This window comes from Chryseobacterium daecheongense (assembly GCF_003729955.1).
Lineage (GTDB): Bacteria > Bacteroidota > Bacteroidia > Flavobacteriales > Weeksellaceae > Chryseobacterium > Chryseobacterium daecheongense.
Genome location: NZ_RJTX01000003.1, coordinates 63,506 through 88,148, shown reverse-complemented (window position 1 = coordinate 88,148; position 24,643 = coordinate 63,506). Strand labels below are relative to the sequence as shown.

The 24,643-nt window shown below is 35.1% G+C and carries 23 protein-coding genes and 1 tRNA gene; 18 read left to right on the top strand and 6 right to left on the bottom strand.

Going from position 1 to position 24,643, the window contains the following annotated elements:
- Positions 1 to 15: 15 nt before the first annotated feature.
- The 3 genes from EGI05_RS12955 to tilS all read right to left on the bottom strand — a co-directional run bounded on the left by EGI05_RS12955 (position 16) and on the right by tilS (position 5,193).
- A complete protein-coding gene (locus EGI05_RS12955; protein WP_123263471.1) occupies positions 16 to 1,578 on the bottom strand; it encodes a T9SS type A sorting domain-containing protein in 1,563 nt (520 codons plus the stop codon).
- Positions 1,579 to 1,787: 209 nt separating this feature from the next.
- Positions 1,788 to 3,854, bottom strand: coding sequence for a protein-disulfide reductase DsbD family protein (locus EGI05_RS12950; RefSeq protein ID WP_123263547.1), 2,067 nt, complete (start codon positions 3,852 to 3,854; stop codon positions 1,788 to 1,790).
- 1 nt (position 3,855) lies between these two features.
- Positions 3,856 to 5,193, bottom strand: coding sequence for a tRNA lysidine(34) synthetase TilS (gene tilS / locus EGI05_RS12945; protein ID WP_123263470.1), 1,338 nt, complete (start codon positions 5,191 to 5,193; stop codon positions 3,856 to 3,858).
- A gap of 87 nt (positions 5,194 to 5,280) precedes the next feature.
- Between tilS and EGI05_RS12940 the strand changes: the two genes are divergently transcribed.
- The 6 genes from EGI05_RS12940 to EGI05_RS12915 all read left to right on the top strand — a co-directional run bounded on the left by EGI05_RS12940 (position 5,281) and on the right by EGI05_RS12915 (position 9,918).
- A complete protein-coding gene (locus EGI05_RS12940; RefSeq protein ID WP_123263469.1) occupies positions 5,281 to 6,114 on the top strand; it encodes an OmpA family protein in 834 nt (277 codons plus the stop codon).
- A gap of 360 nt (positions 6,115 to 6,474) precedes the next feature.
- Positions 6,475 to 7,122 (top strand): O-methyltransferase, encoded by a 648-nt coding sequence (locus EGI05_RS12935; protein WP_123263468.1) that lies wholly within the window; start codon positions 6,475 to 6,477, stop codon positions 7,120 to 7,122.
- A 33-nt stretch (positions 7,123 to 7,155) separates the two neighbouring features.
- Positions 7,156 to 7,872, top strand: coding sequence for a C40 family peptidase (locus EGI05_RS12930; protein WP_123263467.1), 717 nt, complete (start codon positions 7,156 to 7,158; stop codon positions 7,870 to 7,872).
- Positions 7,872 to 8,336, top strand: coding sequence for a DUF1648 domain-containing protein (locus EGI05_RS12925; protein WP_123263466.1), 465 nt, complete (start codon positions 7,872 to 7,874; stop codon positions 8,334 to 8,336). The genes EGI05_RS12930 and EGI05_RS12925 overlap by 1 nt, the downstream gene beginning before the upstream one ends.
- A complete protein-coding gene (locus EGI05_RS12920) occupies positions 8,336 to 8,677 on the top strand; it encodes a cupin domain-containing protein (protein WP_123263465.1) in 342 nt (113 codons plus the stop codon). Before EGI05_RS12925 ends, EGI05_RS12920 begins: the two co-directional genes overlap by 1 nt.
- 8 nt (positions 8,678 to 8,685) lie before the next feature.
- A complete protein-coding gene (locus tag EGI05_RS12915; RefSeq protein ID WP_123263464.1) occupies positions 8,686 to 9,918 on the top strand; it encodes a 3-deoxy-D-manno-octulosonic acid transferase in 1,233 nt (410 codons plus the stop codon).
- Here the strand turns inward: EGI05_RS12915 and EGI05_RS12910 are convergent.
- The 3 genes from EGI05_RS12910 to EGI05_RS12900 are packed head-to-tail and all read right to left on the bottom strand — an operon-like array spanning position 9,910 to position 12,291.
- On the bottom strand, positions 9,910 to 10,536 hold the full coding sequence (locus EGI05_RS12910; protein ID WP_123263463.1) for a deoxyuridine 5'-triphosphate nucleotidohydrolase: 627 nt from the start codon (positions 10,534 to 10,536) through the stop codon (positions 9,910 to 9,912). The two genes, EGI05_RS12915 and EGI05_RS12910, sit on opposite strands and share 9 nt — an antisense overlap.
- The gene (locus EGI05_RS12905; protein ID WP_123263546.1) at positions 10,536 to 11,291 is read right to left on the bottom strand and encodes a glycosyltransferase family 2 protein; all 756 of its coding nucleotides are present in this window, start codon (positions 11,289 to 11,291) and stop codon (positions 10,536 to 10,538) included. Before EGI05_RS12905 ends, EGI05_RS12910 begins: the two co-directional genes overlap by 1 nt.
- A gap of 22 nt (positions 11,292 to 11,313) precedes the next feature.
- Positions 11,314 to 12,291 (bottom strand): acyltransferase family protein, encoded by a 978-nt coding sequence (locus EGI05_RS12900; protein ID WP_123263462.1) that lies wholly within the window; start codon positions 12,289 to 12,291, stop codon positions 11,314 to 11,316.
- Positions 12,292 to 12,489: 198 nt separating this feature from the next.
- Between EGI05_RS12900 and EGI05_RS12895 the strand changes: the two genes are divergently transcribed.
- The 12 genes from EGI05_RS12895 to EGI05_RS12840 all read left to right on the top strand — a co-directional run bounded on the left by EGI05_RS12895 (position 12,490) and on the right by EGI05_RS12840 (position 24,566).
- Positions 12,490 to 12,963 carry a lipocalin-like domain-containing protein gene (locus tag EGI05_RS12895; RefSeq protein WP_123263461.1) on the top strand — a complete coding sequence of 158 codons (474 nt, stop codon included), beginning with the start codon at positions 12,490 to 12,492 and terminating at the stop codon, positions 12,961 to 12,963.
- Positions 12,964 to 13,144: 181 nt separating this feature from the next.
- Positions 13,145 to 15,958, top strand: a complete 2,814-nt coding sequence (leuS, locus tag EGI05_RS12890) for a leucine--tRNA ligase (RefSeq protein ID WP_123263460.1) — start codon at positions 13,145 to 13,147, stop codon at positions 15,956 to 15,958.
- 240 nt (positions 15,959 to 16,198) lie between these two features.
- Positions 16,199 to 17,062 carry a MotA/TolQ/ExbB proton channel family protein gene (locus EGI05_RS12885; RefSeq protein WP_123263459.1) on the top strand — a complete coding sequence of 288 codons (864 nt, stop codon included), beginning with the start codon at positions 16,199 to 16,201 and terminating at the stop codon, positions 17,060 to 17,062.
- A 66-nt stretch (positions 17,063 to 17,128) separates the two neighbouring features.
- Positions 17,129 to 17,737: an ExbD/TolR family protein gene (locus tag EGI05_RS12880; RefSeq protein ID WP_123263458.1), complete on the top strand. Its 609-nt coding sequence runs from the start codon at positions 17,129 to 17,131 to the stop codon at positions 17,735 to 17,737.
- Positions 17,738 to 17,746: 9 nt separating this feature from the next.
- Entirely contained in the window at positions 17,747 to 18,301 is a 555-nt protein-coding gene (locus EGI05_RS12875) for an ExbD/TolR family protein (protein ID WP_123263457.1), read from the top strand.
- Between the two features lie 23 nt (positions 18,302 to 18,324).
- Entirely contained in the window at positions 18,325 to 19,158 is an 834-nt protein-coding gene (locus tag EGI05_RS12870; RefSeq protein ID WP_123263456.1) for an energy transducer TonB, read from the top strand.
- Positions 19,159 to 19,234: 76 nt separating this feature from the next.
- Entirely contained in the window at positions 19,235 to 19,432 is a 198-nt protein-coding gene (locus EGI05_RS12865) for a C4-dicarboxylate ABC transporter (RefSeq protein ID WP_317125051.1), read from the top strand.
- Positions 19,422 to 20,291 carry a PstS family phosphate ABC transporter substrate-binding protein gene (locus tag EGI05_RS12860; RefSeq protein WP_123263455.1) on the top strand — a complete coding sequence of 290 codons (870 nt, stop codon included), beginning with the start codon at positions 19,422 to 19,424 and terminating at the stop codon, positions 20,289 to 20,291. The genes EGI05_RS12865 and EGI05_RS12860 overlap by 11 nt, the downstream gene beginning before the upstream one ends.
- A gap of 88 nt (positions 20,292 to 20,379) precedes the next feature.
- Positions 20,380 to 22,026, top strand: coding sequence for a tetratricopeptide repeat protein (locus EGI05_RS12855; RefSeq protein WP_123263454.1), 1,647 nt, complete (start codon positions 20,380 to 20,382; stop codon positions 22,024 to 22,026).
- Between the two features lie 82 nt (positions 22,027 to 22,108).
- A complete protein-coding gene (bshB1, locus tag EGI05_RS12850; protein ID WP_123263453.1) occupies positions 22,109 to 22,828 on the top strand; it encodes a bacillithiol biosynthesis deacetylase BshB1 in 720 nt (239 codons plus the stop codon).
- A 35-nt stretch (positions 22,829 to 22,863) separates the two neighbouring features.
- Positions 22,864 to 22,939, top strand: a tRNA-His gene (locus tag EGI05_RS12845).
- Positions 22,940 to 23,111: 172 nt separating this feature from the next.
- Positions 23,112 to 24,566 carry a tetratricopeptide repeat protein gene (locus tag EGI05_RS12840; RefSeq protein ID WP_123263452.1) on the top strand — a complete coding sequence of 485 codons (1,455 nt, stop codon included), beginning with the start codon at positions 23,112 to 23,114 and terminating at the stop codon, positions 24,564 to 24,566.
- Positions 24,567 to 24,643 lie beyond the last annotated feature (77 nt).

Here is a 24,643-nt window from a genome sequence, read left to right as displayed (position 1 = left end):
TTAAGAATATGGAATTTATTTTCTAATAATTAATTTTTCAGAAAGAATATTTTTTTCTACACTGTCAATTTGAATGATATACACTCCGTTTGCAAATGTTGAGGTTTCAATGGAAATATTTGTCTGAGAATATTTTTTGCTGAAAACCTTTCTTCCTACAATATCAAAAATAGTCACTATGCTTTCTTTCGGAAGGTGATTGATATAGACAAAATCTTTTGTCGGGTTGGGATACAATATTGGTTTTTCAGAAGCATTATTCTCCATGGTTCCTAATTCTTTAGATCCGCTTAACTTTAAAATCCAAAAATCAAGTTGACCATGGTTTCCGGTAACATCCCCGTTATTGGGATTTGTATTTGAATATCCTGCTACAGCTAATCCACCATCTGTGGTAGAAATAATGCTATAAGCCGCCTCGTTTCCATTTCCACCATATGATTTATGCCATAATAAGTTTCCTAAAGTGTCTAATTTTACTACCCAATATTGTGTAGAAGCCAAAGGCTCAGATTCGGCAACTCCGGTATTTGAAGAGAGGTATCCTGTAGCGATATAGTTTCCGTCCGGAGTTTGTTTTACTGAATAAGCCTGATCATAAGTAACGCTTCCCAGAGCTTTTTCCCATTGTAGATTACCTAATGCATCCAGCTTAATAATCCAGAAATCTCCTTGACCGTTGTTAAAACTTATATTTCCGTTAATAGAAGTGGTAGTACCTGATATAATGTAACCGCTGTCTGAAGTTTGATTTATAGAATAAGCATTATCCTCTCCGGAACCGCCGAAACGTTTTTCCCATGTAATATTACCCGTACTTCCGAGTTTTACGATCCAAAAATCTCGCGATCCGAAGGCGGCACTAGATACGTCTCCGCTGTTTGAAGAGTAGGTATCTCCCGATACAATATAACCTCCGTCACTGGTCTGCTGAATTTCAAAAGCTCTTTCATTATTGGTGCCACCCAGAGCTTTTTGCCATTGCAAATTTCCTGAAGAGTCTAATTTTACTACCCAGTAATCGGTTTGACCGTGGTTTCCGGTAATGTCTCCATTGCTTGAACTCGAATATCCGGTTACGATATATCCTCCGTCGGTAGTTTGCTTTACAGAGGTTGCAATGTCTTGAGCTTGGCCACCATATGTTTTTTGCCAGACTATATTTCCGAGTGCATTTAGTTTTACAATCCAGTAATCTGAAAATCCTTTGTTCAGGGTAATGTCTCCATTAGATGAATTGGTGAAACCTGCGACAACATATCCCCCGTCTGAGGTAGTACAGATAGAGTTTGCCTGATCGTCGCCAGATCCGCCAAGAGACTTCTGCCACTGAAAAGTTCCTAAAGCATCCATTTTCACTACCCAGAAATCATTATCTCCCTGATTTATGGTTGCATTTCCATCAGAAGATTTTGAAAATCCAGCAGTGATGTATCCTCCGTCCGGAGTTTGTACAATAGATTTTGCTGTTTCATTATTTGATCCCCCAAAAGATTTTTGCCATTGAATGGATGGGATCTGGGATAGAACCAATGAGTTTAATAATAAGAAAATTAAAGAAGTAAATTTTAAATTCATAATACTTTATTGCTATGATTATTTATGTCTTGAATTTATATGTTTTTATTATTAACAATAACTTAATACAAGCTACTAATATGATAAAATTATTAAGAATTTGAATTGTTATTGATAACAAAATTAGTAAGTGTAGAGATTTTTCTAATAAATGTAAAAAGCCTCACCCAAAAGGGTGAGGCTTCTATATTTTGTATATGAAAAATTATCTATTTATTCTGCTTGTAAAAATTAACTCCACACTCCAGAAATTTCTTGAAATCTTCTTTAGGCATATATCCGGAAACCGGGGTGTTAATCACTTTTCCGCCCGGAGTTACCAACACATAGTGAGGTTGAGAATTATTATTAAAATTCACCTGTTGGAACAAACTCCATCTGTCGCCAATTGTTTTCACTTTTTTCACCTGTCCTTCTCCTAAGTCAATTTTAGTCTGTTGATCTTCAGGGAGCTCTTCTTTGTCGTCAACATACAGAGAGGCTAGTACAACATCATTCTGAAGAATAGGTAGAATATCCGGCTCACTCCAGACAAATTCCTCCATTTTTCTACAGTTTTCACAACCGTATCCTGTGAAGTCTATGAGAATTGGTTTGTTTTCCTGCTTGGCTATTTCAATCGCTTTAAAGAAATCGTGTTCAGGATGCATTCCTAAAATTCCGTCCTTTTCATCATGGAAGTAGCTTACGTTTAATGGAGGTAAAATTCCACTTAATAATTGTAGTTTCGGGCGGTCTGATGGAATTAATCCCTGGATCAGATAGATTACAAAACCAATTCCTAAAGCTCCCAATATTTTTCTGGTGATAGAAATTTTAGGCTTCTTATCATCGTGAGGAAATCTTATCAGTCCGAATAAATATAAAGTCAATCCAATGGTGATTATAATCCAGATCACAATGAAAAGCTCTCTTTTCAATAAGAAAGTTTTAGAAACAAGATCCGCTTTAGATAAGAATTTTAAAGCTAGAGCCAGTTCCACAAAACCAAGAACCACTTTTACCGTATTCATCCATCCTCCGGATTTCGGAAGACTTTGTAAAGCTTGTGGGAATAAAGCCAATAATCCAAAAACGATTGCCCATGCTAACCCAAATCCGGCCAATGCAAAAGTAAGCAGCATTGGAACATTGGCTGAGCCTGTAACAGCACTCCCCAGTAAACTTCCTAAAATAGGGCCTGTACAAGAGAAGGAAACAATTACCAGCGTCAATGCCATGAAGAAAATACCAATAATTCCACCAGCTTCTTCTGCTTTAGAAGATTTGTTGGCAATAGAGCTTGGTAATGTAATGTCATAATATCCGAAGAAACTTCCCGCGAAGAAAATGAATATGATAAAGAATACAATATTCAGCCATACGCTTGTAGAGATTTCATTGAAAATATTTCCTGCAATTCCATCGATCAAATGGAATGGTACACTCAATAAAACAAAGATTAAAAGAATGAAAAAACCATAGATAAGTGCATCTCTTTTTCCTTTTGCTTTGTTTTTATTTCCTTTAGTAAAGAAGGATACCGTTAACGGAATCATCGGGAAAACGCAAGGTGTCAATAAAGCAATTAACCCTCCGATAAATCCTAAGAACAAATACGTCCAGTAATTTTCATCCATCTTTTCAGAGGCTGTACCGCAGTTGGTTAAAGGTTTTTTGAAATTTAATGTTTCAATCTTTAACTTTTTTGGATCAAGCTGAGAGTTTTCTGTAACAGTCACTGTTGCATTTGCCGGAGCAACAACAGTCACTTCCGCCGTTTTTGCAGAATCTTTTATTTCTTCCGTTTTATTGTCTGTTACTTCTTCAGGAGCTCCTTTTGGAGTTACTTTTTGATTGAACTCTAATGTATTGGGGGCTAAACAAACCCTGTCGTCACAGGTTTGATATGTGATTTCAGAAGTTACATCTGCAGGTTTTGCAGGGTCTTTTAATTTGAATTTTTGTTTGAAACCGGCTGTATTAGAGTAGTATACAATGGTACCTCCGAAGGCTTCAGAAAATTCTTCATGTTTTTTACCTACCTCCGTAAACTTTCCAATCAATTCTATATTCTTCCCGGAGACTTTGTATTCAGTCGGGATTCCTGTATCTGGTGGAAGATCTTTGGAATAGATATGCCATCCACTTTCCATAGTGGCATTTAAAACAGCTTCATACTGATTGTTGCCTAGGTCATTGATCGTGAATTTGAACTTTACAGGATTTTTTATTTGTGCATTGATTCCTGAGAATAAGAATAATAGGATTAATAAAAACCAGTTTCTGAATTTCATTTTACTTTTCATTAAAAATTTTGAGAATATATTTCGCTTTCTCATCCTTCGCGTATCTTCTGTCCTGCCGGAAAGGAATAACACCTAGAACTGTATCATTACTGTCCGTCAGCAACCAGATTTTTTGCTTTGCTAAAATAGATAATTTTTCGTCCCTAAAAAACTTGGAGACCTTCTTTTTGCCTGAAAACCCCGAAGGATAAAAAACATCTCCTTCCTGCTGTTTTCTTAATTGCAGTGGGAAACGGAGTTTCTCCGCATCGAAATCCCATTCAAAATCCTTATTGATTTCTTCAATGTCTTCCATATGGTCTTTCAGATTGATGTTGATCTGGTTTTCGTCAAAATCAAATTGTTCAATCAGGATGACTCCTTCCTTTGACATTTTTTTTGCATATCTGTTGAAGATGACCAGTTCATTTCGGCCGGTCTTCAGCTCAAAATCTTTGGAAAAAAAAGAGCTTCCGTTTTCAGCCTTGAAAATTTTAGGGATTTCCTCTATCTGATCAAATCCGTATTGTTTTAAAATTTCGAATTGTACAAAATCACTTTCCAGCTGTAATTTTTCTTTGGATAAGATGACATGATCCAGGTTAAATGTTGAAAGTTTTTTTTCGATCTCCCTGATCTGTTGTTGAACAAAGCTCTTCGTCTGATTCAGGTAAAAAACACTTTTTTTAAAATTTTCCAGAAAATGATCATTAGTCTCCAGAAGTTTCGGAACAATTTCGTTCCGGATTTTATTTCTTAGATAGTCATTTTTTTTGTTCGAAAGGTCCTCACGATATTTTACATTATTTGCTTTCGCAAACTCATAAATATCTTCTTTTGAAAAAGATAAAAGAGGACGAAGAATCTTATTGTCATTAGCCGGGATTCCCGACAGACCATTAATCCCTGCTGCTTTTGAAAGATGGATGATGAATGTTTCCAGCTGATCGTTCAAATGATGTGCTGTAATCAAAAATTCAAGCTTCTCTTTTTCCTGAACCTGTTTGAAAAATTGATAACGAAGTTCTCTCGCCCAGAGCTGGATAGAATTATCAGTCTTTTGATCTTTTTCAGAAACCTCATATAGATGAAATTTGATGTGGTATTTTTCACAGAAATCCTGGACGGTTTTTTGGTCCAGATCAGAATCTTCTCCACGAAGTTTATAGTTGATATGGGCTACCTGAAACTCGAACCCCGAATTCTTCATCTCTTCTCTCATCTCCAGAAATAACGAAGCCAAAACCATAGAATCCGCACCGCCGCTCACTGCTAAAAGATAGGAATGATTTTCAGGAGAATTCACCAGATATTGTAACTGATTTTTGAAGCTTTTTCTTTCCAGCATGGAGATAGAGGATTTCTTTTATGCAAAGATAATCCATATAATTCAATTGAATTTCCCTAACTTTGATTCGTCTAAAACAGATTACTTATGAAGATATTTAAAATTTTAGCAGTTTCTGCAATGGTGTTGGGAATGACATCTTGTATCAGCAAAAAGCAATATGATGCTTTAAATACCAATTACAAGCAGTGTATTGAAAATATTGGTGAAAGACAAAGAGAAATCCAGGATTTAAAAGCTCAGAACTCTGCATTGTCAGGTGAAAACAATTTATTGAAAAGCCAGCATGATGCTTTAAAATCATCTTTGGATGCATGTTTGGCAAACAGCGGAAAAAGTTCGGCTAATATTGATAAGCTAGTAGGAGAGATTAATGCTTCCAACTCTTATATCAAGCAATTGATTTCAAGCAATGCGAAAAATGACAGTTTAAATTTGGCTTTATCCAACAAGCTGAAAAGATCTTTGGATAATGTAGCGGATGATGATGTTCAGGTAAAAGTTCTTAAAGGTGTTGTAATGATCTCCCTTTCTGATAAAATGCTTTATAAAACAGGAGATTACAATGTATTGCCTGCTGCACAGGAAGTTTTAGGTAAAGTAGCCAAAGTGATCAATGATTACGATAAGTATTCTGTATTGATTGAAGGAAACACAGATAACGCACCTTTAAATTCTGCAAATCTGCCAAGAGACAACTGGGATCTTTCTGCATTGAGAGGTACGGCAATTGCTAAGATCTTGCAAACGCAATTTGGAGTAGACCCTTCAAGAATTACGGCAGGAGGTCGTTCCGAGTACAATCCTAAAGCAACGAATATGAGTGTTTCTGGAAGAGCGGAAAACAGAAGAACAGAAATTATCATTATGCCTAAGCTTGACGAATTCATGAAGCTTATGGATATTGCTCCTAAGAAATAATTACCCATCAAATAATAAATAAAAATCCCGAAATTATTTCGGGATTTTTATTTTCAATTAAATTAATTCTTCTTTTTTCAGTAAAGAAATAATTCGATGAAAAAATGAATTGGATATTTCTGCTTTATTTTTAGGGGAAGATTGATTCGAAGGATAATTTTTTCTGATGATTTGATTTTTAGTTTTCTTTTTAACGGTTTTTTCAGTGTTCATAGCTATTTTGTTCTTTCCTTAGTTTATGAAGCAAAGATATTTTAGAAATCCTTATAAAAGTATCCGGGTTTTTACGGTATTTTTTGAAAGCTGCTTTTTCGGCTTTTCATTATATTTACTACATTTGAATAACAAAATTTAGGACGAATGAGCTTTTTTGAAGAGAAGAATCCCGAAATGGACAGATACCTGGAAACCCATGCGTCTTCTGAACCGGAAATTCTGCGAAAATTACGAAGAGAAACCTTTCAGAAAACTACGCAGCCCCACATGATTTCAGGATATCAGCAAGGGAGACTTTTAACAATGATCTCTCAGATGGTGAGGCCTCAAAATGTGTTGGAAATCGGTACTTTTACAGGATATGCAACTCTTTGTCTTACTGAAGGCCTTTCTGAAGACGGGAAAATAACCACTTTGGATGTAAATGAAGATTTGGCTTATTTACCCCAAAAATATTTTGCCGAAAGTAAATATTCCAACCAGATTAACTTTAAACTTCAAGATGCCAAAGAATTCCTTCGAGAAACCGATGAGGTCTTTGATCTTGTATTTATAGATGCGGATAAAGAGAATTATGTAGAATATTTTAAACTGATCAAGCCTAGAACGAAATCAGGATCAGTTGTAATGTTCGATAATGTGCTTTGGTATGGAAAAGTGCTGGAAGAAAACCCTAAACAAAAGTCTACTCAAATTATTAAAGAGCTTAATGATTTAATTGCAAAGGATGACGATTTTGAAAATCTTATTTTACCTTTGCGAGACGGAGTTAATTTTCTTAGAAGAAAATAAAAAGATGAGACGTAAAGTTCTCAGTTAAATATTATGAATAAAGGAATTTGTATTGTTACGGTAGCACCGGTTCGTGCGGAAAATTCGGACAAAGCGGAAATCGTTACGGAAATATTGTTTGGAGAAAGTGCGGATATTTTGGAAGTAAATAAAAACTGGACCAAAATAAAAATGCACTATGATGGCTATGAAGGCTGGATGGATACCAAACAGATAAAATCGGTAACCGATGAAGAGTTGTCCAAGAGAAAAGTGACGATTATTACCGAAGACTTTTCTTCCGTGATCATGAATGACGGAAAGACATTGCTTTCTATGGGTTCTGAAGTGGAATTTCCGGCCGTAGCCTCAAGACGAAGCCATGATGTACGGGAAAGTATTGCCTTAACAGCGAAAGAATTCATTAATGTCCCTTATTTATGGGGTGGAAAGAGTTTTTTTGCAGTAGATTGTTCCGGATTTACTCAATTAGTATATAAAATTCATAATATAAAACTTCCAAGAGATACTTACCAGCAGGCTGAAGTAGGAGAGGCGTTAAGCTTTGTTGAAGAAAGCCAGCCGGGAGATTTGGCCTTCTTTGAAAATGCGGAAGGTAAGATTATCCATGTAGGAATAATGCTAGACAATCAAAAGATTATCCATGCTTCGGGGAAAGTGAGAATAGATACTTTGGATTCCACGGGGATTTTTAATAAGGAGCTTAACAAGCATACTCATAAACTGAGAGTGATTAAAAACGTACTGTAATGATGAAAATTTCCAATGTATTGTTAACAGTAAATATTCTTTTACTTGTTTTCATTTGGATATTCATAGCAATGGAATATAAAGGTTTACCTGAAATAATTCCTTCTCACTTTGCAGTTAATGGAACGGTAGACGGAGAAAGTGAAAAAAGAGCGATTTGGTTTTTACCTGCTGTTGCAACTTTTATATTTTTACTTCTTGTCGGAATTCCGAAAGACCCAAATTCTCCCTTACTAAATGTTCCTGATAGCTATAGAAATAAGGAAAGTCTACGACTGCTTATGTACAGTATATTGCTTCCTGTCTTACTTTTATTCGGAGATATCATTGTAGAGAGTATATGGGTGGCTCAGGGAAAACTGACAGAAATGACAAATGCTGTTTTTGTTTTATTAAGCCTTTTATTGATTGTGATTGGGGCGAATATATTTTGTATGATTAAAAAAGGGAAACTTGAACAATAATGATACGCTCAAAAGAAAATTCTGAATACTACGCATGGGGAAACCATTGTGACAGTTGGGTTTTAAGAGATTCTCAAAACTTATCGGTAAAGCAGGAGAGAATGCCTTCCGGGACTTCAGAGAAGCTTCACTTTCATGAATATGCCGAACAGTTTTTTTACATTTTCATGGGAGAAGCTACATTTTATGTAAACGATGAAAAGTTAACTGTGAAAGCCGGCGAAAGTATCTCGATTTTACCCGGATCCAAACATAATATTTCCAATAAAACTTCAGAAGATCTGGAATTTCTGGTCATTTCCAGTCCTTCTACGAATAATGACAGAATTGAAATCCAATAATAGCTGAAATGTCCTTTCTTTATAACATATTCATCAGTCTCCTGATCTTTGGAATGAAGGTTTTCTCCTGGTTCAATGAGAAGACGAAAAAAGGGGTGGAAGGAAGGAAACAATCTTTATATTTGGTAAAATCAGCATTCTCAAAATCAGATAAGGTGATCTGGATGCATGCCGCAAGTTTAGGAGAATATGAACAGGGACTTCCTGTTTTAGAAAAGTTAAAAGAACAATTTCCGCAGCATAAAATTCTGGTAACGTTTTTCTCGCCTTCAGGATATGAAAATGTAGTTAAAAAGAAATATTTGGCAGATGTGATCTGCTATCTGCCGTTTGATAAAAAGCGTACTGTTCAGGAATTCGTTTCACAATTCAATACGGAGTTGTTTTTTACAGTGAAATATGATTACTGGTACAACCTTCTGGATACCTTAAAGAAACAGAAGGTAAAAACATATGTGATTTCTGCTTTGTTTTATGATAGACAAGCCTTTTTCACTTCGTACGGGAAATGGTTTGTCAAACAGTTGAAGAAAAACATAGACTGGTTTTTTCATCAAACGAAAGAATCTCTCTTATGGGCTAAAAGTATAGGTCTTACCAATTCATCTGTGGCAGGTGATACCAGATTTGATCGTGTAAAACAATTAAGAGAGCGTAATAACCATATAGATTTCATTAAAGAATTTATTGGGAATGAAAAAACGGTGGTTTTTGGAAGCTCTTGGCAGGCGGAAGAAAAGATTGCCGAAGAAGTGATCAAAGGTAATCCGTATGTAAAGGTCATTATGGCTCCACATGATTTAAAAAGAGTTCAAAACCTGAAACAGACTCTTCCCGATGCATTATTATATAGTGAGGTGAAGCAAAATAATATCCATGATTTTAGTTCAAGAGTTTTAATTATCGATAGCATTGGTTTATTATCAAAATTGTATTCTTATGCAGATATTGCTGTTGTGGGAGGTGGTTTTCATGATGCAGGATTGCATAATATTTTGGAAGCCGCAACATTTGGTGTTCCTGTGATTTTTGGGAATCATTACAGAAAAAATCCGGAAGCAGATGAGTTAATTTCTGTGGACGGTGGAAGGTCTTTTGAAAAAGAAGGTCTTGCTGCCGACTTTGTATTTTTCCTTCTTAACAATAAGGAGATATTGGAGAAAATGTCTGAAAATGCCAGAAATTTTGTTGATGGTAAGCCAGATTCCTCCAAACTTATCTTGGAAAAAATTTTATCTTAAATACCCCTGGCTTTTAATCTCTTTCATAATCAAATCTAAACTGTCAGGAATGTTTTCAGATTTCAGCCAGTTGAGATTCAGGCTATTGTTGTTGCAAAGTTTCAATAAATAATGATTGTTATTGATTTTTTGATGTAATTCACTTAGCAACTCATCTATTTCCATCCAGTAATCTTCATCCAGCTTTTTGACCAATACCAGAGCTTTGAAAACCTTATTAATGATATAAATATAAAGTTTATAAACAGTATCGAATCGTTGTCTGTTAAGATCTTCGTTATATTCTAAAATCTTATTGATTAGTAGTATATTGAGAGAAACCTCTCCGAATTTATCTGTAGTGATCTTCACGTGTTCCGTAATTTCAGCACTTATTTTTCTGATGATGCTCAGGAAATATTTTGAATTTCCTATATATTTTGAAGATAAAAGAACTTTTTCCCGGATGTTCTCTTCCATAGCATCACGTTTGTCGTCAGTAGTTTCCTGATCAATAAGTTCAAAATACAGTTTTTTAGATAAAAGCTTATCTTTTTTCAATAATCTGAAAATAAGACGGTCCTTTTCTATGGAGGAAAAATTACTTAAAGCTGCTTTAAACTCTTTTGAATATTCCATCAATTAAAAATCTTAGAATATTTCATAAACCCGTTCATTGCCCAATTTGCGGTATAATACAAAGACTTTAAAGTAGAAAATCCCATGAAATCCTTATAAACCAGGTATTGATCCATGATGATGTTTTTTTTCTTGCGGGATACGCTGTTCTCACGCATTCTGTATTTAGCAAGAGTTTGTGGAACCGGATGCCCTTCCGGGATTTCTTTAAGCAGATTCAGCCACATCACATGATCTTCCCGCTTACTTTTTACGGGGAATAAGAATTTACCGACTCTTTTTGTGTCATACATTGTAGAAACCGGGGCCAATCTGCATGTTTTCAGGAGATTGGAAAACGTAACGATTCTGTCTGCAATGAAATCCTTTAATACAGGCTGCAGTTGTTCATTACATCTTGAATAATTGCAATAGACAAGTTCTACATGGTGATCCTGCATATAATTGGTCATAGTCTGCAAATAATCAGGATGCCAGTAATCGTCGGAATCCAGGAAAGCAATGTATCTTCCTTCCGCCCTTTCCAGGCTTTTATTTCTTGCATTTCCTGCACCGCCGTTTTTTTCCAGCACATGAAGTTTTATTCTCGGATCGTTATATTTTTTTAGAATTTCAACCGTGTTATCTTTCGAAAGATCATCCGTAATCAGCCATTCCCAGTTTTGATATGTCTGGCTCAGGACAGATTGTATGGTTTCTTCGATGAACTCGGCAGAATTATAGGAGGGAGTAATAATGGAAACAAGATCTTTCATTGAGTGTTTTCTACTTGCAAAATTATAAAAATCTTTTTTCATACAAATGCCATGATGCAACTCCTACCGCTATTACAAGCAAGGCACATAATACAGCCATGATGTAAGGATTATAATGGGCAAAAAGTCCTAAAGTTGTGAAAGTCCTGATCATAGGAAAGTGGAAGATATAAATCCCATAGGTAAAATCACCATATTTTCCGAAGTTATTCAAAAATTTGAAAGAATAGGCAATGTATAATACAATGATAGCAATCATTGCCGGAGAGAATAATTTGATATCAAAAATCAGATCGATCCATACTGTAATCAATGCAATAATAATAAGAGTATTCTTATACTTAATGAATTGATCAAAATTGAAATAGATCAGCATTCCTGGTATAAAATAACATAATACTCCCGGAATTTGCTTTGCCATTGAAATTTTACCCAATGCTTCAAAATAATTAAGATAAACAAGAGATAAAAAATAGATGATAACTAAGCTGAGCGTTCTGTATTTATTGTTTTTGCCGAAAAGTAAAAATAATAACGGCACACAAAAATAATAGCACATCTCTACCTTAAGTGTCCATAAAGCACCATTCACAGCCTGATTTCCGAAAACTCCCGGAAGCCAGGGCGCTTTAAAGTTTAAAAATAAAGAATTCCAGAAAAGATATTTATAAACCTGTGTATTGCTAAAATATTCAGTAAAAGAATAAGTACTTACTAGACTTAACAAAGTGGCACACAAAAAAATGACCAATAAATAAGCAGGAACAATCCTGTTGATCCTCTTTTTTAAATAGCTTTTTAAACTTGATGACCTGTCATAACTTCTTGCAATAAGAAATCCGCTGACAATAAAGAAGCCAAAAACTGCAATTTCTATGGGGCTGTTTTCAAGAATTTTAAGCTCTTTGGAAGCACTTAGAGTTCCTAAATGACCGAGGAAGACGATAAAAGCGAGGAGAACACGTATAAAGTCAAAATTATTTTTCGTTATGTCTTGCATTTGTATTGTTTGTACAAAAATAGCTTTTTTAATAAAATGGGAATAGCATACATGCGGGGAATCTTTGATAAATAAAGCGATTTTTAAGATTAAACATTTGATTATAGATAGAAATATTTGTTTTTGAAATAATTTTTCACAAAAAACTATTAAATAAATCAAAAAAATTATAATTTTAGCGATTGAAAAATTTGATATATGAAGAAATTAGCATTACTATTTGCAGGTTTATCATTATTTGTAGCTACTGGATGTAATGATGATGACAATACTACTACCATTGAATATCCGTTAGTAGGAACTTGGCAGCCCATTAAAGAAGTGGTGACAACGGTTCCTGTAGGTGGAGCTGGTGTTTCCGATGAAATTACGTATACAACCTGCCAGAAAGAAGGAAGATGGGTATTCGCAGAAGGCGGAACCGGAAAAAGAACGGATAAGGGAGACAGTGCGACTCCGGGACAATGTGATACCACTTTTGAACGTAATCTTACTTATACGTACGATAAGAGTAGTAAAGCTATCCAGATAAAGTATCAGGGAATTGTCACTCCGGATAAAGGGAAAGTGATGACGCTCAACGAAACTACGTTGAACCTTACCATTGAAGATACCACAGATCCTAATGAATACCATTCTGTAACTTATACTTTAAAGAGAATTCCTCAGTAATAAGCAGAATGTAAATAAAGATAAAAGGTCCCATCTTCAGATGGGATTTTTTCGTTGAAAGGAATTAATTCAAAATTAAAGTTCCATTTCTTTTAAAATCTTTATTTTTGTGAAGTTTTCAATTTTAAAAAGAAGATATTTAATATCTAAAGTCTAACAATCTAACATCTAATTATAAAAAGTGTTTTACGATCATCAGCAGATAGAAAAAAAGTGGCAGAAATACTGGGAAGAAAATCAAACGTATAAAACTTCCAATAACACAGACAAACCTAAATTTTATGTTCTTGATATGTTTCCATATCCTTCAGGAGCCGGCCTTCATGTAGGGCATCCGCTGGGATATATTGCATCAGATATTTATGCGAGATATAAAAGACATCAGGGTTTCAATGTGCTGCACCCAATAGGCTACGACAGCTTTGGACTTCCTGCTGAGCAATATGCGATCCAAACAGGACAGCATCCCGCTATTACTACTGAACAGAATATTACCAGATATGAAGAGCAATTAAGAAAAATTGGTTTCTCTTTTGACTGGAGCAGAGAAGTGAGAACTTCTGATGCTTCCTATTATAAATGGACACAATGGATTTTTATCCAGTTGTTTCATTCATGGTACAATAAAAGTACAGACAAGGCAGAATCTATAGAAACATTGATTCAGCATTTTAAAGAAAAAGGAACAGAAGGATTAAATGCTAATCAGAATGATGAATTGAACTTCACCGCAGAAGAGTGGAACAATGCTTCTGATCTTGATAAAGAAGACATCTTATTAAATTATCGTTTAGCCTACAGAGCAGAGACAACTGTAAACTGGTGCCCTGCTTTAGGAACCGTCTTGGCTAATGATGAGGTAAAAGACGGAAAATCGGAAAGGGGAGGATTCCCTGTATATCAAAAGAAAATGATGCAGTGGAGTATGAGAATTTCTGCATATTCAGAAAGATTATTACAAGGTCTTAAAACATTAGACTGGCCACAACCTCTAAAAGATTCCCAGGAATACTGGATCGGGAAATCACAGGGAGCACAGGTAACATTTCAGGTGGAGAACCATGATGAGGTAATTGAAGTATTCACCACAAGACCTGATACAATCTTCGGTGCTACATTTATGGTGTTGGCTCCGGAAAATCCTTTAGTGGATACCATTACTACTGAAGCTCAAAAAGCAGAAATAGATCATTATATAGAAGAAACTTCCAAGAAAACGGAAAGAGACCGCCTGGCAGATGTGAAGACCGTTTCAGGGGCTTTCACGGGAAGTTATGCGATCAATCCGTTCAGCAACGAAAAAATGCCGATCTATATTTCAGATTATGTATTGATGGGGTATGGAACCGGAGCTGTAATGGCAGTACCTGCTCATGATGAGCGTGATCATAGATTCGCAAAGAAATTCGGATTGGAAATTAAAAAAGTGGTAGAGACCGATGAAGATGTTCAGGAAAAATCATTTGATTCCAAAACCAGTGTTTGCATCAACTCAGATTTCTTGAACGGATTAAGCTATGAAGAGGCAAAAACAAAAATCATTGAAGAGGTTGTAAAAAGAGGAATAGGTTTCGGAACTGTTAATTATAAACAGAGAGATGCTATTTTCTCAAGACAGCGTTATTGGGGAGAACCGGTTCCTATATATTATAAGGATAGCATGCCTTACACATTGCCAGTTTCAGCTTTGCCGTTGGAACTTCCGGAAGTTGAAAAATATTTACCGACTGAAGACGGAGATCCACCATTAGGAAATGCAAAAATTTTTGCTTGGGATGAAGCTAACCAAAAAGTGGTGTCTACAGATTTGATTGATGAAAAAACTGTTTTTCCTTTAGAACTTTCCACCATGCCGGGTTGGGCAGGAAGCTCATGGTATTTCTTAAGATATATGGATCCTCAAAATGACGGAGAGTTTTGTGCTAAGAATCTTTCAGATTATTGGGGGCAGGTAGATTTATATATTGGAGGTAGCGAACACGCAACCGGACACTTATTATATTCACGTTTCTGGAATATGTTCTTAAAAGACAGAGGATGGATCAATCATAATGAACCTTTCCAGAAATTGATCAATCAGGGAATGATTTTAGGAATGAGTGCTTTTGTATACCGAATTGATGGTACTAATCAATATGTATCTAAAAACTTAGCAAAGGATTATCAGACACAGCAGATTCATGTTGATGTATCATTATTAAAAGGAACATCAGATGAATTGGATACTGAAGCATTCAGACAATGGAGACCGGATTATGCAGATGCAGAATTTATTTTGGAAGATGGAAAATACATCACAGAACGTGAAGTAGAGAAAATGTCCAAATCAAAATACAATGTGGTAAATCCTGACGACATTTGTGACGAATACGGAGCAGACGGGTTGAGATTGTATGAAATGTTCTTGGGACCATTGGAGCAGTCCAAACCTTGGAACACTCAGGGATTAAGTGGAGTCTATGGTTTCCTTAAAAAATTCTGGAACTTATATTTCAATGGAGATACTTTTGAAGTTTCAGACGAAGAGCCTACAAAAGAAGAGTACAAGGTTTTACATACCCTAATAAAGAAGGTGGTTTCTGATATCGAGAACTTCTCTTTCAATACTTCGGTATCCTCATTTATGATTGCTGTGAATGAATTGCAAAAAATAAAATGCAACAAACGCAATATTTTAGAACCTTTAGCCGTTATCATCTCTCCTTATGCACCACACATCTGTGAGGAGCTTTGGAATCTGTTAGGACACAATGCTTCTATTGAATTTGAAAAATTCCCAGTATTGAATGAGGCTTATCTGGTAGAAGATGAAATTGAGTATCCGGTAAGTGTAAATGGCAAAACAAAATTCAAATTGTCACTTTCTGCTCAGTTATCGCCTAAGGAAGTTGAGGATTTGGTGTTGGCTGATGAAAAAATACAGCAGATTTTAGAAGGGAAAACCCCTAAAAAAATCATTGTTGTACCTAAGAGAATTGTGAATATAGTAATTTAAAAAAAAATTAACATTGGTAAATTAAAAAAAATGATGGCTGAATATTTTTAAATTTTTAACGTATTTTTAAAAATTAGTAAATATTGCCAAAAAAAGAGAAAATAATTGAAATATCGGAATTGTATTAAAATTTCTTTGTCAAAAAAAACTCAAATGTTTATTTCAGACTCTTGCATTTTAATTAATTTTGCCTTTAATTTACACCTCGTAAAAATTTAAAACAATATAATTTAGTTAAATATGGAAATGAATGTTTCAAAAAATGATGAGCAAGTAGTTGCTAGAAAGCAAGGAGGGTTAAACCCGGGATTAATTATTCCTATCTTATTAGTAATAGGAGTATGTATTTATCTATTCGTATTAGGTAATCCTGGAAACTTTAAAACAGATCCAAGATTAGCAGGAGGTTCTGTTTATTTTTCAGATGTTCCGGATAAAGAATTACACCCAGAGTCTTTCATGGGAATTATTTACATGGGAGGACCAATCGTACCAATCTTGATTACGTTTATGATCACTGTAATCGTTTTCTCTTTCGAACGTTTCTTCGTTCTTAGAAAAGCATCAGGATCTGGAAATCTTGATAACTTCGTATTAAAAATCAGAAGCCTTCTAAACCAGAATAAAGTGGATGAGGCTTTAGAAGAGTGCGACAGACAGCAAGGTTCAGTAGGTAACGTAGTAAAAGAAGGTCTTACAACGTACAAAGCTTTAGCTAGCGACACTACTTTAAATAAAGAACAAAAAATGGTAGCTCTTAACAAAGCAATTGAAGAAGCTACTACTCTTGAAATGCCAATGTTAGAAAAGAACATGATGATTCTTTCTACTTTAGGTACAGTTGCTACATTAGTTGCACTATTAGGAACGGTAATCGGGATGATCAAAGCATTCTTCGCATTAGGTTCTGGTGGTGGTACTCCGGATGCAGCTGCATTATCAATCGGTATCTCTGAAGCCTTGATCAACACAGCTTTAGGTATTGGTACTTCAGCGATCGCTATCATCCTTTATAACTTCTTTACTTCTAAAATTGACGGATTAACTTATAAGATCGATGAGATCGCAATGAGCATCCAGCAATCTTTTGCAGAATTCCACTAAGAAATTATTTCTAGCAAGGAATTTGCATCATAAAAAAGAAGTTTAATTTAAAATTTTACAATTAATATGGCGAGAGTCAAACCAAAAAGACATGGAGTAGTTACGGATATGACGGCAATGTGTGACGTTGCTTTCCTACTACTTACGTTCTTTATCTTGACCACTCAGTTTAAAAAACCTGATGTGGAACAAATAAAACCGCCATCTTCAATATCCGAAAAAATATTGCCGGACGCTAGCTTAATGTCAGTAAATGTAACTCCCGGAGGTAAATTTTACTTCCAGCCTGTAGAAAACGGAACTGAAAGAATTCAGTTGTTGGAAAATATGGGAAAAAAATATGGAGTTAGCTTTACTAATCAAGAAAAAGCAGCATTTACAAAAGTTCAGGCAATTGGTGTTCCAATTACTCAGTTGAAGAGCTATTTGGATTTACCAGAAGATGAGCAAAAAGCATTTAAAGGAGCTCCAGGGATTCCTATGGACAGTACAAATAAACAATTAGTAGATTGGATTCAGCAGAGTTTAGCTATAAACCCTGATTATAAGTTAGCTATTAAAGGTGACGTTAAAACTGAATATCCAAAAGTAAAAAGTTTATTTGAAGGTTTAAGAGATATCGATTTTCTTAAATTTTGGTTGATTACATCACAAGAAGGTAAACCTAATGAATAATTATTAGAAATGGCAGAAGTACAAGTAAAAGAGGATGGCGGGAAAGGCGGCAAGGTCCGTTCCAAAAAGCAGAATACCCGTGTAGACATGACTCCGATGGTGGACTTAGGGTTTCTTTTGATTACCTTCTTTATGTTCACCACTACATTTAGTAAACCAAACGTTATGGATTTGGGACTTCCGGCTAAGCCGAAAGAAAACCAAAAACCACCAGATACGGAAATTAAACTTTCTAACTCTATCTCCTTATTATTAGGAAGAGATAATAGAATTTTCTGGCATCAGCAGGACAACACTACGCTGACAGATCAGAATCTTAATGAAACTACCTTTGATAGAGAGGGAATTAGAAAAGTAATTGAGGATGCAAAAAACAGAGCGGCTGATAAATCTAAGTTTACTGTGATTATCAAGCCTACTGATGATGCTGTATATAAAAACTTTGTTGATATTCTTGATGAGATGGCCATTACCAAAAGCGAACAATACGGGGTTACCGATGTGAAGCCATGGGAGAAAGCTATTTATGAGAAAAAAGTTGGACCAGCTCCGGCAACAAAGTAATTTAACCATAAATATTGAAAGATATGGCAAATGAAAATATATACAATGATAATCTAACTTTAGATGAAATTGTATTTGAACATAGAAATAAGGAGTATGGAGCCTATGATTTAAGAAGCAGCTATCCAAGATTGCTTACTAGATCTTTCCTTATTGGTACAGCTTTCTTCGTTCTTGCGGTTGCTACACCATTCATCGTGATGAAAATCAAGCAGATGAATGCTAAAGAAGAAACCAAAGTAGAAGCAAACTTAGTAGATGTACTACAGGAAGATAAAGTTCTAGAGCAGCCGGAAGAAGCACCACCTCCACCACCTCCACCACCAAAAGAGGAGGAGAAAATCGAGGTAATTCAGAACGTAGTTCCTGAACCTAAGGTAGCTCCTAAAGTGGAAACTCCGCCACCACCGATTTCAAAGCAGTTGGAAACTACTACTGGTTTGCAAAATCAGGAAGGAGTAAAAGCTCCAGCTTATACACCACCACCTCCACCGCCATCTACAGGTACTAAAACTTCTACTGCAGAGGTGAAAACAGTTAATACCAATGAAGTATATGATGTGGTAGATCAATCTGCTGAATACCCTGGAGGTATGGGAGCATTGAGAGAATACCTTGCCAATAACTTCGATACAAGTATAGAAGGTGAAGGGAAATTAACAGCGAAGTTGAAATTTGTTGTTGAGAGAGACGGTTCAGTTTCAGGTGTACAGATCACTTCAAAATCCGGAAACGGAGATTTTGACAGTGAAGCGATCAGAGTAGTTAAAACTCTGAAGAAGTGGAAGCCTGGTAAAAAGAATGGAGAGCCAGTAAGGTCATACTATAGTATACCTTTCACTATGAATTTTGAATAATATATTTATAAAATAAATTCAATTAAAAAAGAGAAGCATTTGCTTCTCTTTTTATTTTTTTTGGTATTTTTGTTACATGATGTTCAATTGGTTATCATTAGTTACCGGATTTTTTTATATCATCCTGGGTATTGTTGTTATTACTTATAAATTCTTTTTTATAGTTCTGGAGCCTGCAGTGGCCTATCCATTAGGAATTGTATTGGTGATTTACGGTGTTTTCAGAATTTTCAGAGCAATATCCAAATTAAAGAATACAAAAAATGAAGAGTAAACTATTATTACTTTCTTTTATACTTGTCGTATTAGGGTGCAATAAAAAGAAAGATGAAAATATTCCCACCTATAGTAAAGGAAACCTCACTGTTCTTACGGATGAATCATTCAAAAGCGTTACCCAGGCTTTAACAGAAGGATATATGATCAATTATCCGGATACCCATATCAAAGTGGAAACTAAAAAAGAGGACCTGGGCTTTTTAGATTTATTAGATAATAAAGCAAAGCTTATTGTGATGTCAAGATCTTTATCTAAAGAAGAGATCAAGGCATATGAAGAGAAAGTGGACCTGAAATATATGCCTGCAAGATTTGCAGCGGATGCCGTTGTTTTTGTGGTTCCTAAAAGTTCTCCAAAAACAAAAATTACTTTGGATGAAATAAAAAGCGGGCTTAATTCTGAAGATAAAAATTTCATTTTTGATGGAACAAATTCCAGCAATCTGAATTTTGTAGCAGAGAAGCTTCAAAAACAACCCAGAGATCTAAAATTTTCTATTATTTCCGGAAATCAGAATATCATAGAACAACTTGATAAATATCCTAATAAAATTGGAGTTATTGGGCTAAATACTTTCAGCAGACCTTATGATAAAACTGCTGAAAAATTAAGGGATATGGTGAAAATATTGCCTGTTGAAAATAATGGTAAGGAATACTATCCGGATTCTAACGGATTACGTGAAATGAAATATCCATTTACACGTGTACTTTACTTTTTAACCAATGAGGGGAATTTCAGCATAGCTAATGGTTTTATTCGCTATTCCTGCACTCAACTAGGTCAAATGATCGTTGAAAAAGAAGGGTTACAGCCGTATAATCTGTACAAAAGAGAAGTACAGATGCGTTAAAAAAATATTAAATTAAATTTTTAGCCAAAACAAAATTATTTTGGTCTGAAAATTGTGTGTAATTTATTCAGTTTTAGAAAAATATAAAATGAAAGATATAATGATTATGAATGTAAAGAAGATTGCTTTTGGAGCGGCTGTGGTATTTTTTACCAATTTTGCGTTTGCACAGACATTACAGGATGGTATCAATAGTATTGATAGCGATAAGTTTGCGCAGGCAAAAAACAATTTCACACAAATGATTGCAAAAGAGCCTACTGCTGAGAATTATTTTTATTTAGGAAATACATACTTAAAACAAGTAGAGCCGGATTTTGCAACAGCTACAGAAAATTTCAATAAAGGACTTGCTGCTGACAGCAAAAGCTTTTTGAATAAGATCGGATTAGCAACTGTAAAATTAGGAAAAGGTGATAAAAGTGCTGTTGCTGAAATTCAGAAGATTGTAACAGATTCTAAAGAAAAAGATGCTGAAGTTCTTTTTAGAGCAGCAGAAGCTTTAACTCTATTCGAAAAGAACAATGCTCCTGATCTTGCAATTCAATTTTTGAACAAGGCAGTTGAAAAAGCTCAGAAAAAAGGAGTACCTGCCAATTATTACTACACCTTAGGAGATGCATACAGATTGAAAAAACTTCCTGGTGATGCTATGAGTGCTTATGAAAAAGCATTGCCTACAGCTAAAAACAAAGCTTCTGTGTTTACAAGAATGGGAACTTTATGGATGGCTGCACAGCAATGGAAACTGGCTAAGGAAAATATAGATAAAGCTATCGCTGTGGATGCAACTTATGCACCTGCATATAAGGCATTGGCTGCTTACGATATCAGATATCAGCAAAATGCTAAAGCAACTCAGGATTTGATCAACTATACAAAGTATGCGGATGAAGATCCATATACACAATTAGAAATTGCTAAATTATACTTCACCAATGAAGATTATGCCAACTCTAAGCAGGTATTAGATAAAATTTTTGATAAGATCAATGACCCGATTAAGTATAAATTAAGAGCTTATCAGTTATATGCAGATGGAAAATATGCTGAAGCTAAGCAAAGTATGGATACTTTCGTTTCTCAGGCAGATAAATCAAGAGTACAGCCTGCAGATCAGGGACTACAGGGATTGATCGCTGCGGGATTGGCTAAAGATGAGAAAGATCCGGCTAAAAAGACGGCTCTAACTACAGAAGCACAACAGAAAGTTGCAATTGCAAAAGCTGCTAAAGACGAAACATTGAAGTGGGATATGGAATTAGCAAACATTGCAGGAGGAGCTACACAAGGCTCTGTAGATGCAGGACCAACGACTCCTGAAATTGAAGCATTGAAAAAGAAAGTAGCAGCTAATGCTCAGGATTCAGATTCATTGTTTAAATTGGCTACAGCTTATCAGGATGCTAAAAACTGGAATGGAGCTATTTTAACATGGCAAAAAATGATCGCTCTTCTTCCTGATTGGGCTCCTGCTTACTACAGCCAAGGATATTCTTACCAGCAGGCTGGGAATAATGAGGCTGCGAAAACAGCTTATGAGAAATTCATCAGTACAGTAAAACCTGCTGATATGGAAGCTAATAAGCAAACATTAGCATACGCATATTTTGCAGTGGCTTATATGAGTAAAGACTCAGATATTGCAAAGGCTAAAGATTATGTAGCAAAATCGTTACAGTTAGATCCTACTTACGAAGATGCTATTAAGCTAAATAAAGAGATCAATAAATAATTTATATTGTAAATTATAGATAATTAAACTTCCCAATCGTTATGGTTGGGAAGTTTTTATTTTAAGTCTTATCTTTGAAACTATGAAAACAGATATACTTGCATTCGGAGCACATCCTGATGATGTGGAATTGGGATGTGGCGGAACTATAGCCAAATTAGTTTCGGAAGGAAAGACATGTGTTATTATAGATCTTACCCGGGGAGAACTGGGGACAAGAGGAACAGAGGAAACAAGAAAAGAAGAGGCTGCCCATTCTGCCGGGATCTTAGGGGTTTCTGCAAGAGAGAATTTAGGATTGAAAGACGGATTTCTTGTGAATTCAGAAGAGTATCAGTTGAAAATCGTAAAATTGATCCGCAAATACCGCCCGGAAATTGTTTTAGCCAATGCGATTGATGATAGACATCCCGACCACGCAAAAGCTGCGAAATTAGTGTCTGATGCATGTTTTTTAGCAGGCCTAAGAAAGATAGAAACGGTAGAAGAAGGAGAGAACCAAGAGGTATGGAGACCCAAACATATTTTCCATTATATTCAATGGAAGAATATTGAACCAGAATTTGTTATTGATATATCAGAACATCTTGATAAAAAAATTGAAGCTTGTATGGCTTTTAAAACCCAATTTTATGATCCTAATTCCAAAGAACCTGTAACACCAATTGCTACAAAAGATTTCTTTGAAAGTTTAACGTACAGAGCACAAGATCTGGGGAGATTATCGGGAGTGACTTACGCTGAGGGATTTACAACGGAAAAGCTGATTGCAATGAAAAATTTTGATGGAATTGTTTTGTAGATTAAATATTATCCCTATATTTGCAACCACAAAACGGTGATTGTAGCTCAGTTGGTTAGAGCGTCGGATTGTGGTTCCGAAGGTCGTGGGTTCGAGACCCATCATTCACCCAAGAATCCTGCATTTATATGCAGGATTTTATTTTTTATTTACTATTATATTCCTTTCTCTTACATACTTTACCTGCCTCTCAGTTTTTTATTTTACAATATTTCCTTTTTAGTATATCTTAATGGCGGATGAATAAGTGGGATAAATTGTTAACTTTGAAAAAACTCTCTTCATGAAAATCAGGCTGCTTATTCTTATACTCTTCCCCTTGATTATATGGGCACAAGATTTTTCGAAACAGAGGATAGAGTTATTAAAAAAACAAATACACGAAAAAGATATTTATGCAAAGCTTGGAGACGAAAAAGTTCTTTCAATATGTGATGAACTTTATACTCTTTCAAAGGAAGAGGGTGATAAAAAAGGAATGCTGATAGCTGCAATTTTTCGCTCAGAAATATACAGCAATAGAATGGATACCAATTCATGCTTAAAATCTGTAGAAGAAGGACTACCTGTAGCTGAAGAACTAAAATCGTATTCAGACTGGGCTGCTCTTCTCCAATACAAAGCAAAATCATTAATACAGGCCAATAACTTTGATGATGCTCGTTCTTGTTGTTCCAAAGCGCTTAAAGTTATCAATCTGATTGATGATAAAAACATTGTTCATTTCCGAAAATACTATCTCTACGATAATCTTACATATTATTCTACTCTTCTTGTTAAAAAGGATAATGACAAGAATTATAAAGATTCCATATTATATTTTGCTCTGAAAAGTTATTCTGAAATATCAAAAGTATCTGATAAATTTCCGTATAAAAATCCAACACTGGGACAAGCTCTTCAAAATGTAGGAAAAGCATACGAAATGCAGAAGAATTATAAGGAAGCCGATAAATATTATAATTCGGCCGAGAAAATTCAGATAAAAGAAAATGATAAAAGATTTTTGGCTAATATATATTTGCTCAGAGGAAATCTGAAATTTGATCTGGGTAAGGATCAGGAAGCATTAAAATATTGGAATAAAAGTCTGCCAATCTTTAAAAAATATAAATTTACAGAGGGGTTGCTGCTCATTTATCCCAAAATGATAGAATATTATAAAAAGGAGGGAGACAGTAAAATGGAGGTTTATTACCTTGAAAAAAACATGCATCTAAAAGATAGTTTGGCAACAATCAACCAGTCTGCGCTTATCACACAGGGTAAAAATGATGAAAAAGCATTGATAAAACAAAAGAAAAATAATTCATCAATTTTTTTACCTGTTCTTATAGCATTGATTATTCTGTTATTACTCATTATCTTCTATTTCTACCGAAGAAAATATCCGGTTTCTAAATCTGATAAAAGAATTGAGTTACAAGACAAAGACATTGGTACAAATGGAGACAATCTTCTGTTGTTATTGGAAATGGCGAAACGCAACGATAAGCATCTGCTTGTAGTCTTTCAAAATGTATTTCCTGAATTATATAAAAAATTGCTTGAATTTCCGGAACTGACACCATTAGATCTTGAAATGTGTGTCTACCTTAAGTTAAATATTCAGACTAAAGAGATCGCTAACTATATGCGGACTTCAATAAATTCTGTAGACAGTAGAAAGTATCGTCTGCGAAAAAAAATGAATGTTCCTCAAGATATCAGTTTATATCTTTGGATCAATAAACTTTAGAGATTTTGATAAAAATAAAAAGCTGGCAGTTTAGCTACCAGCAAATCATTGTGTTTTCACCTCCTTGGTTGTTTGTT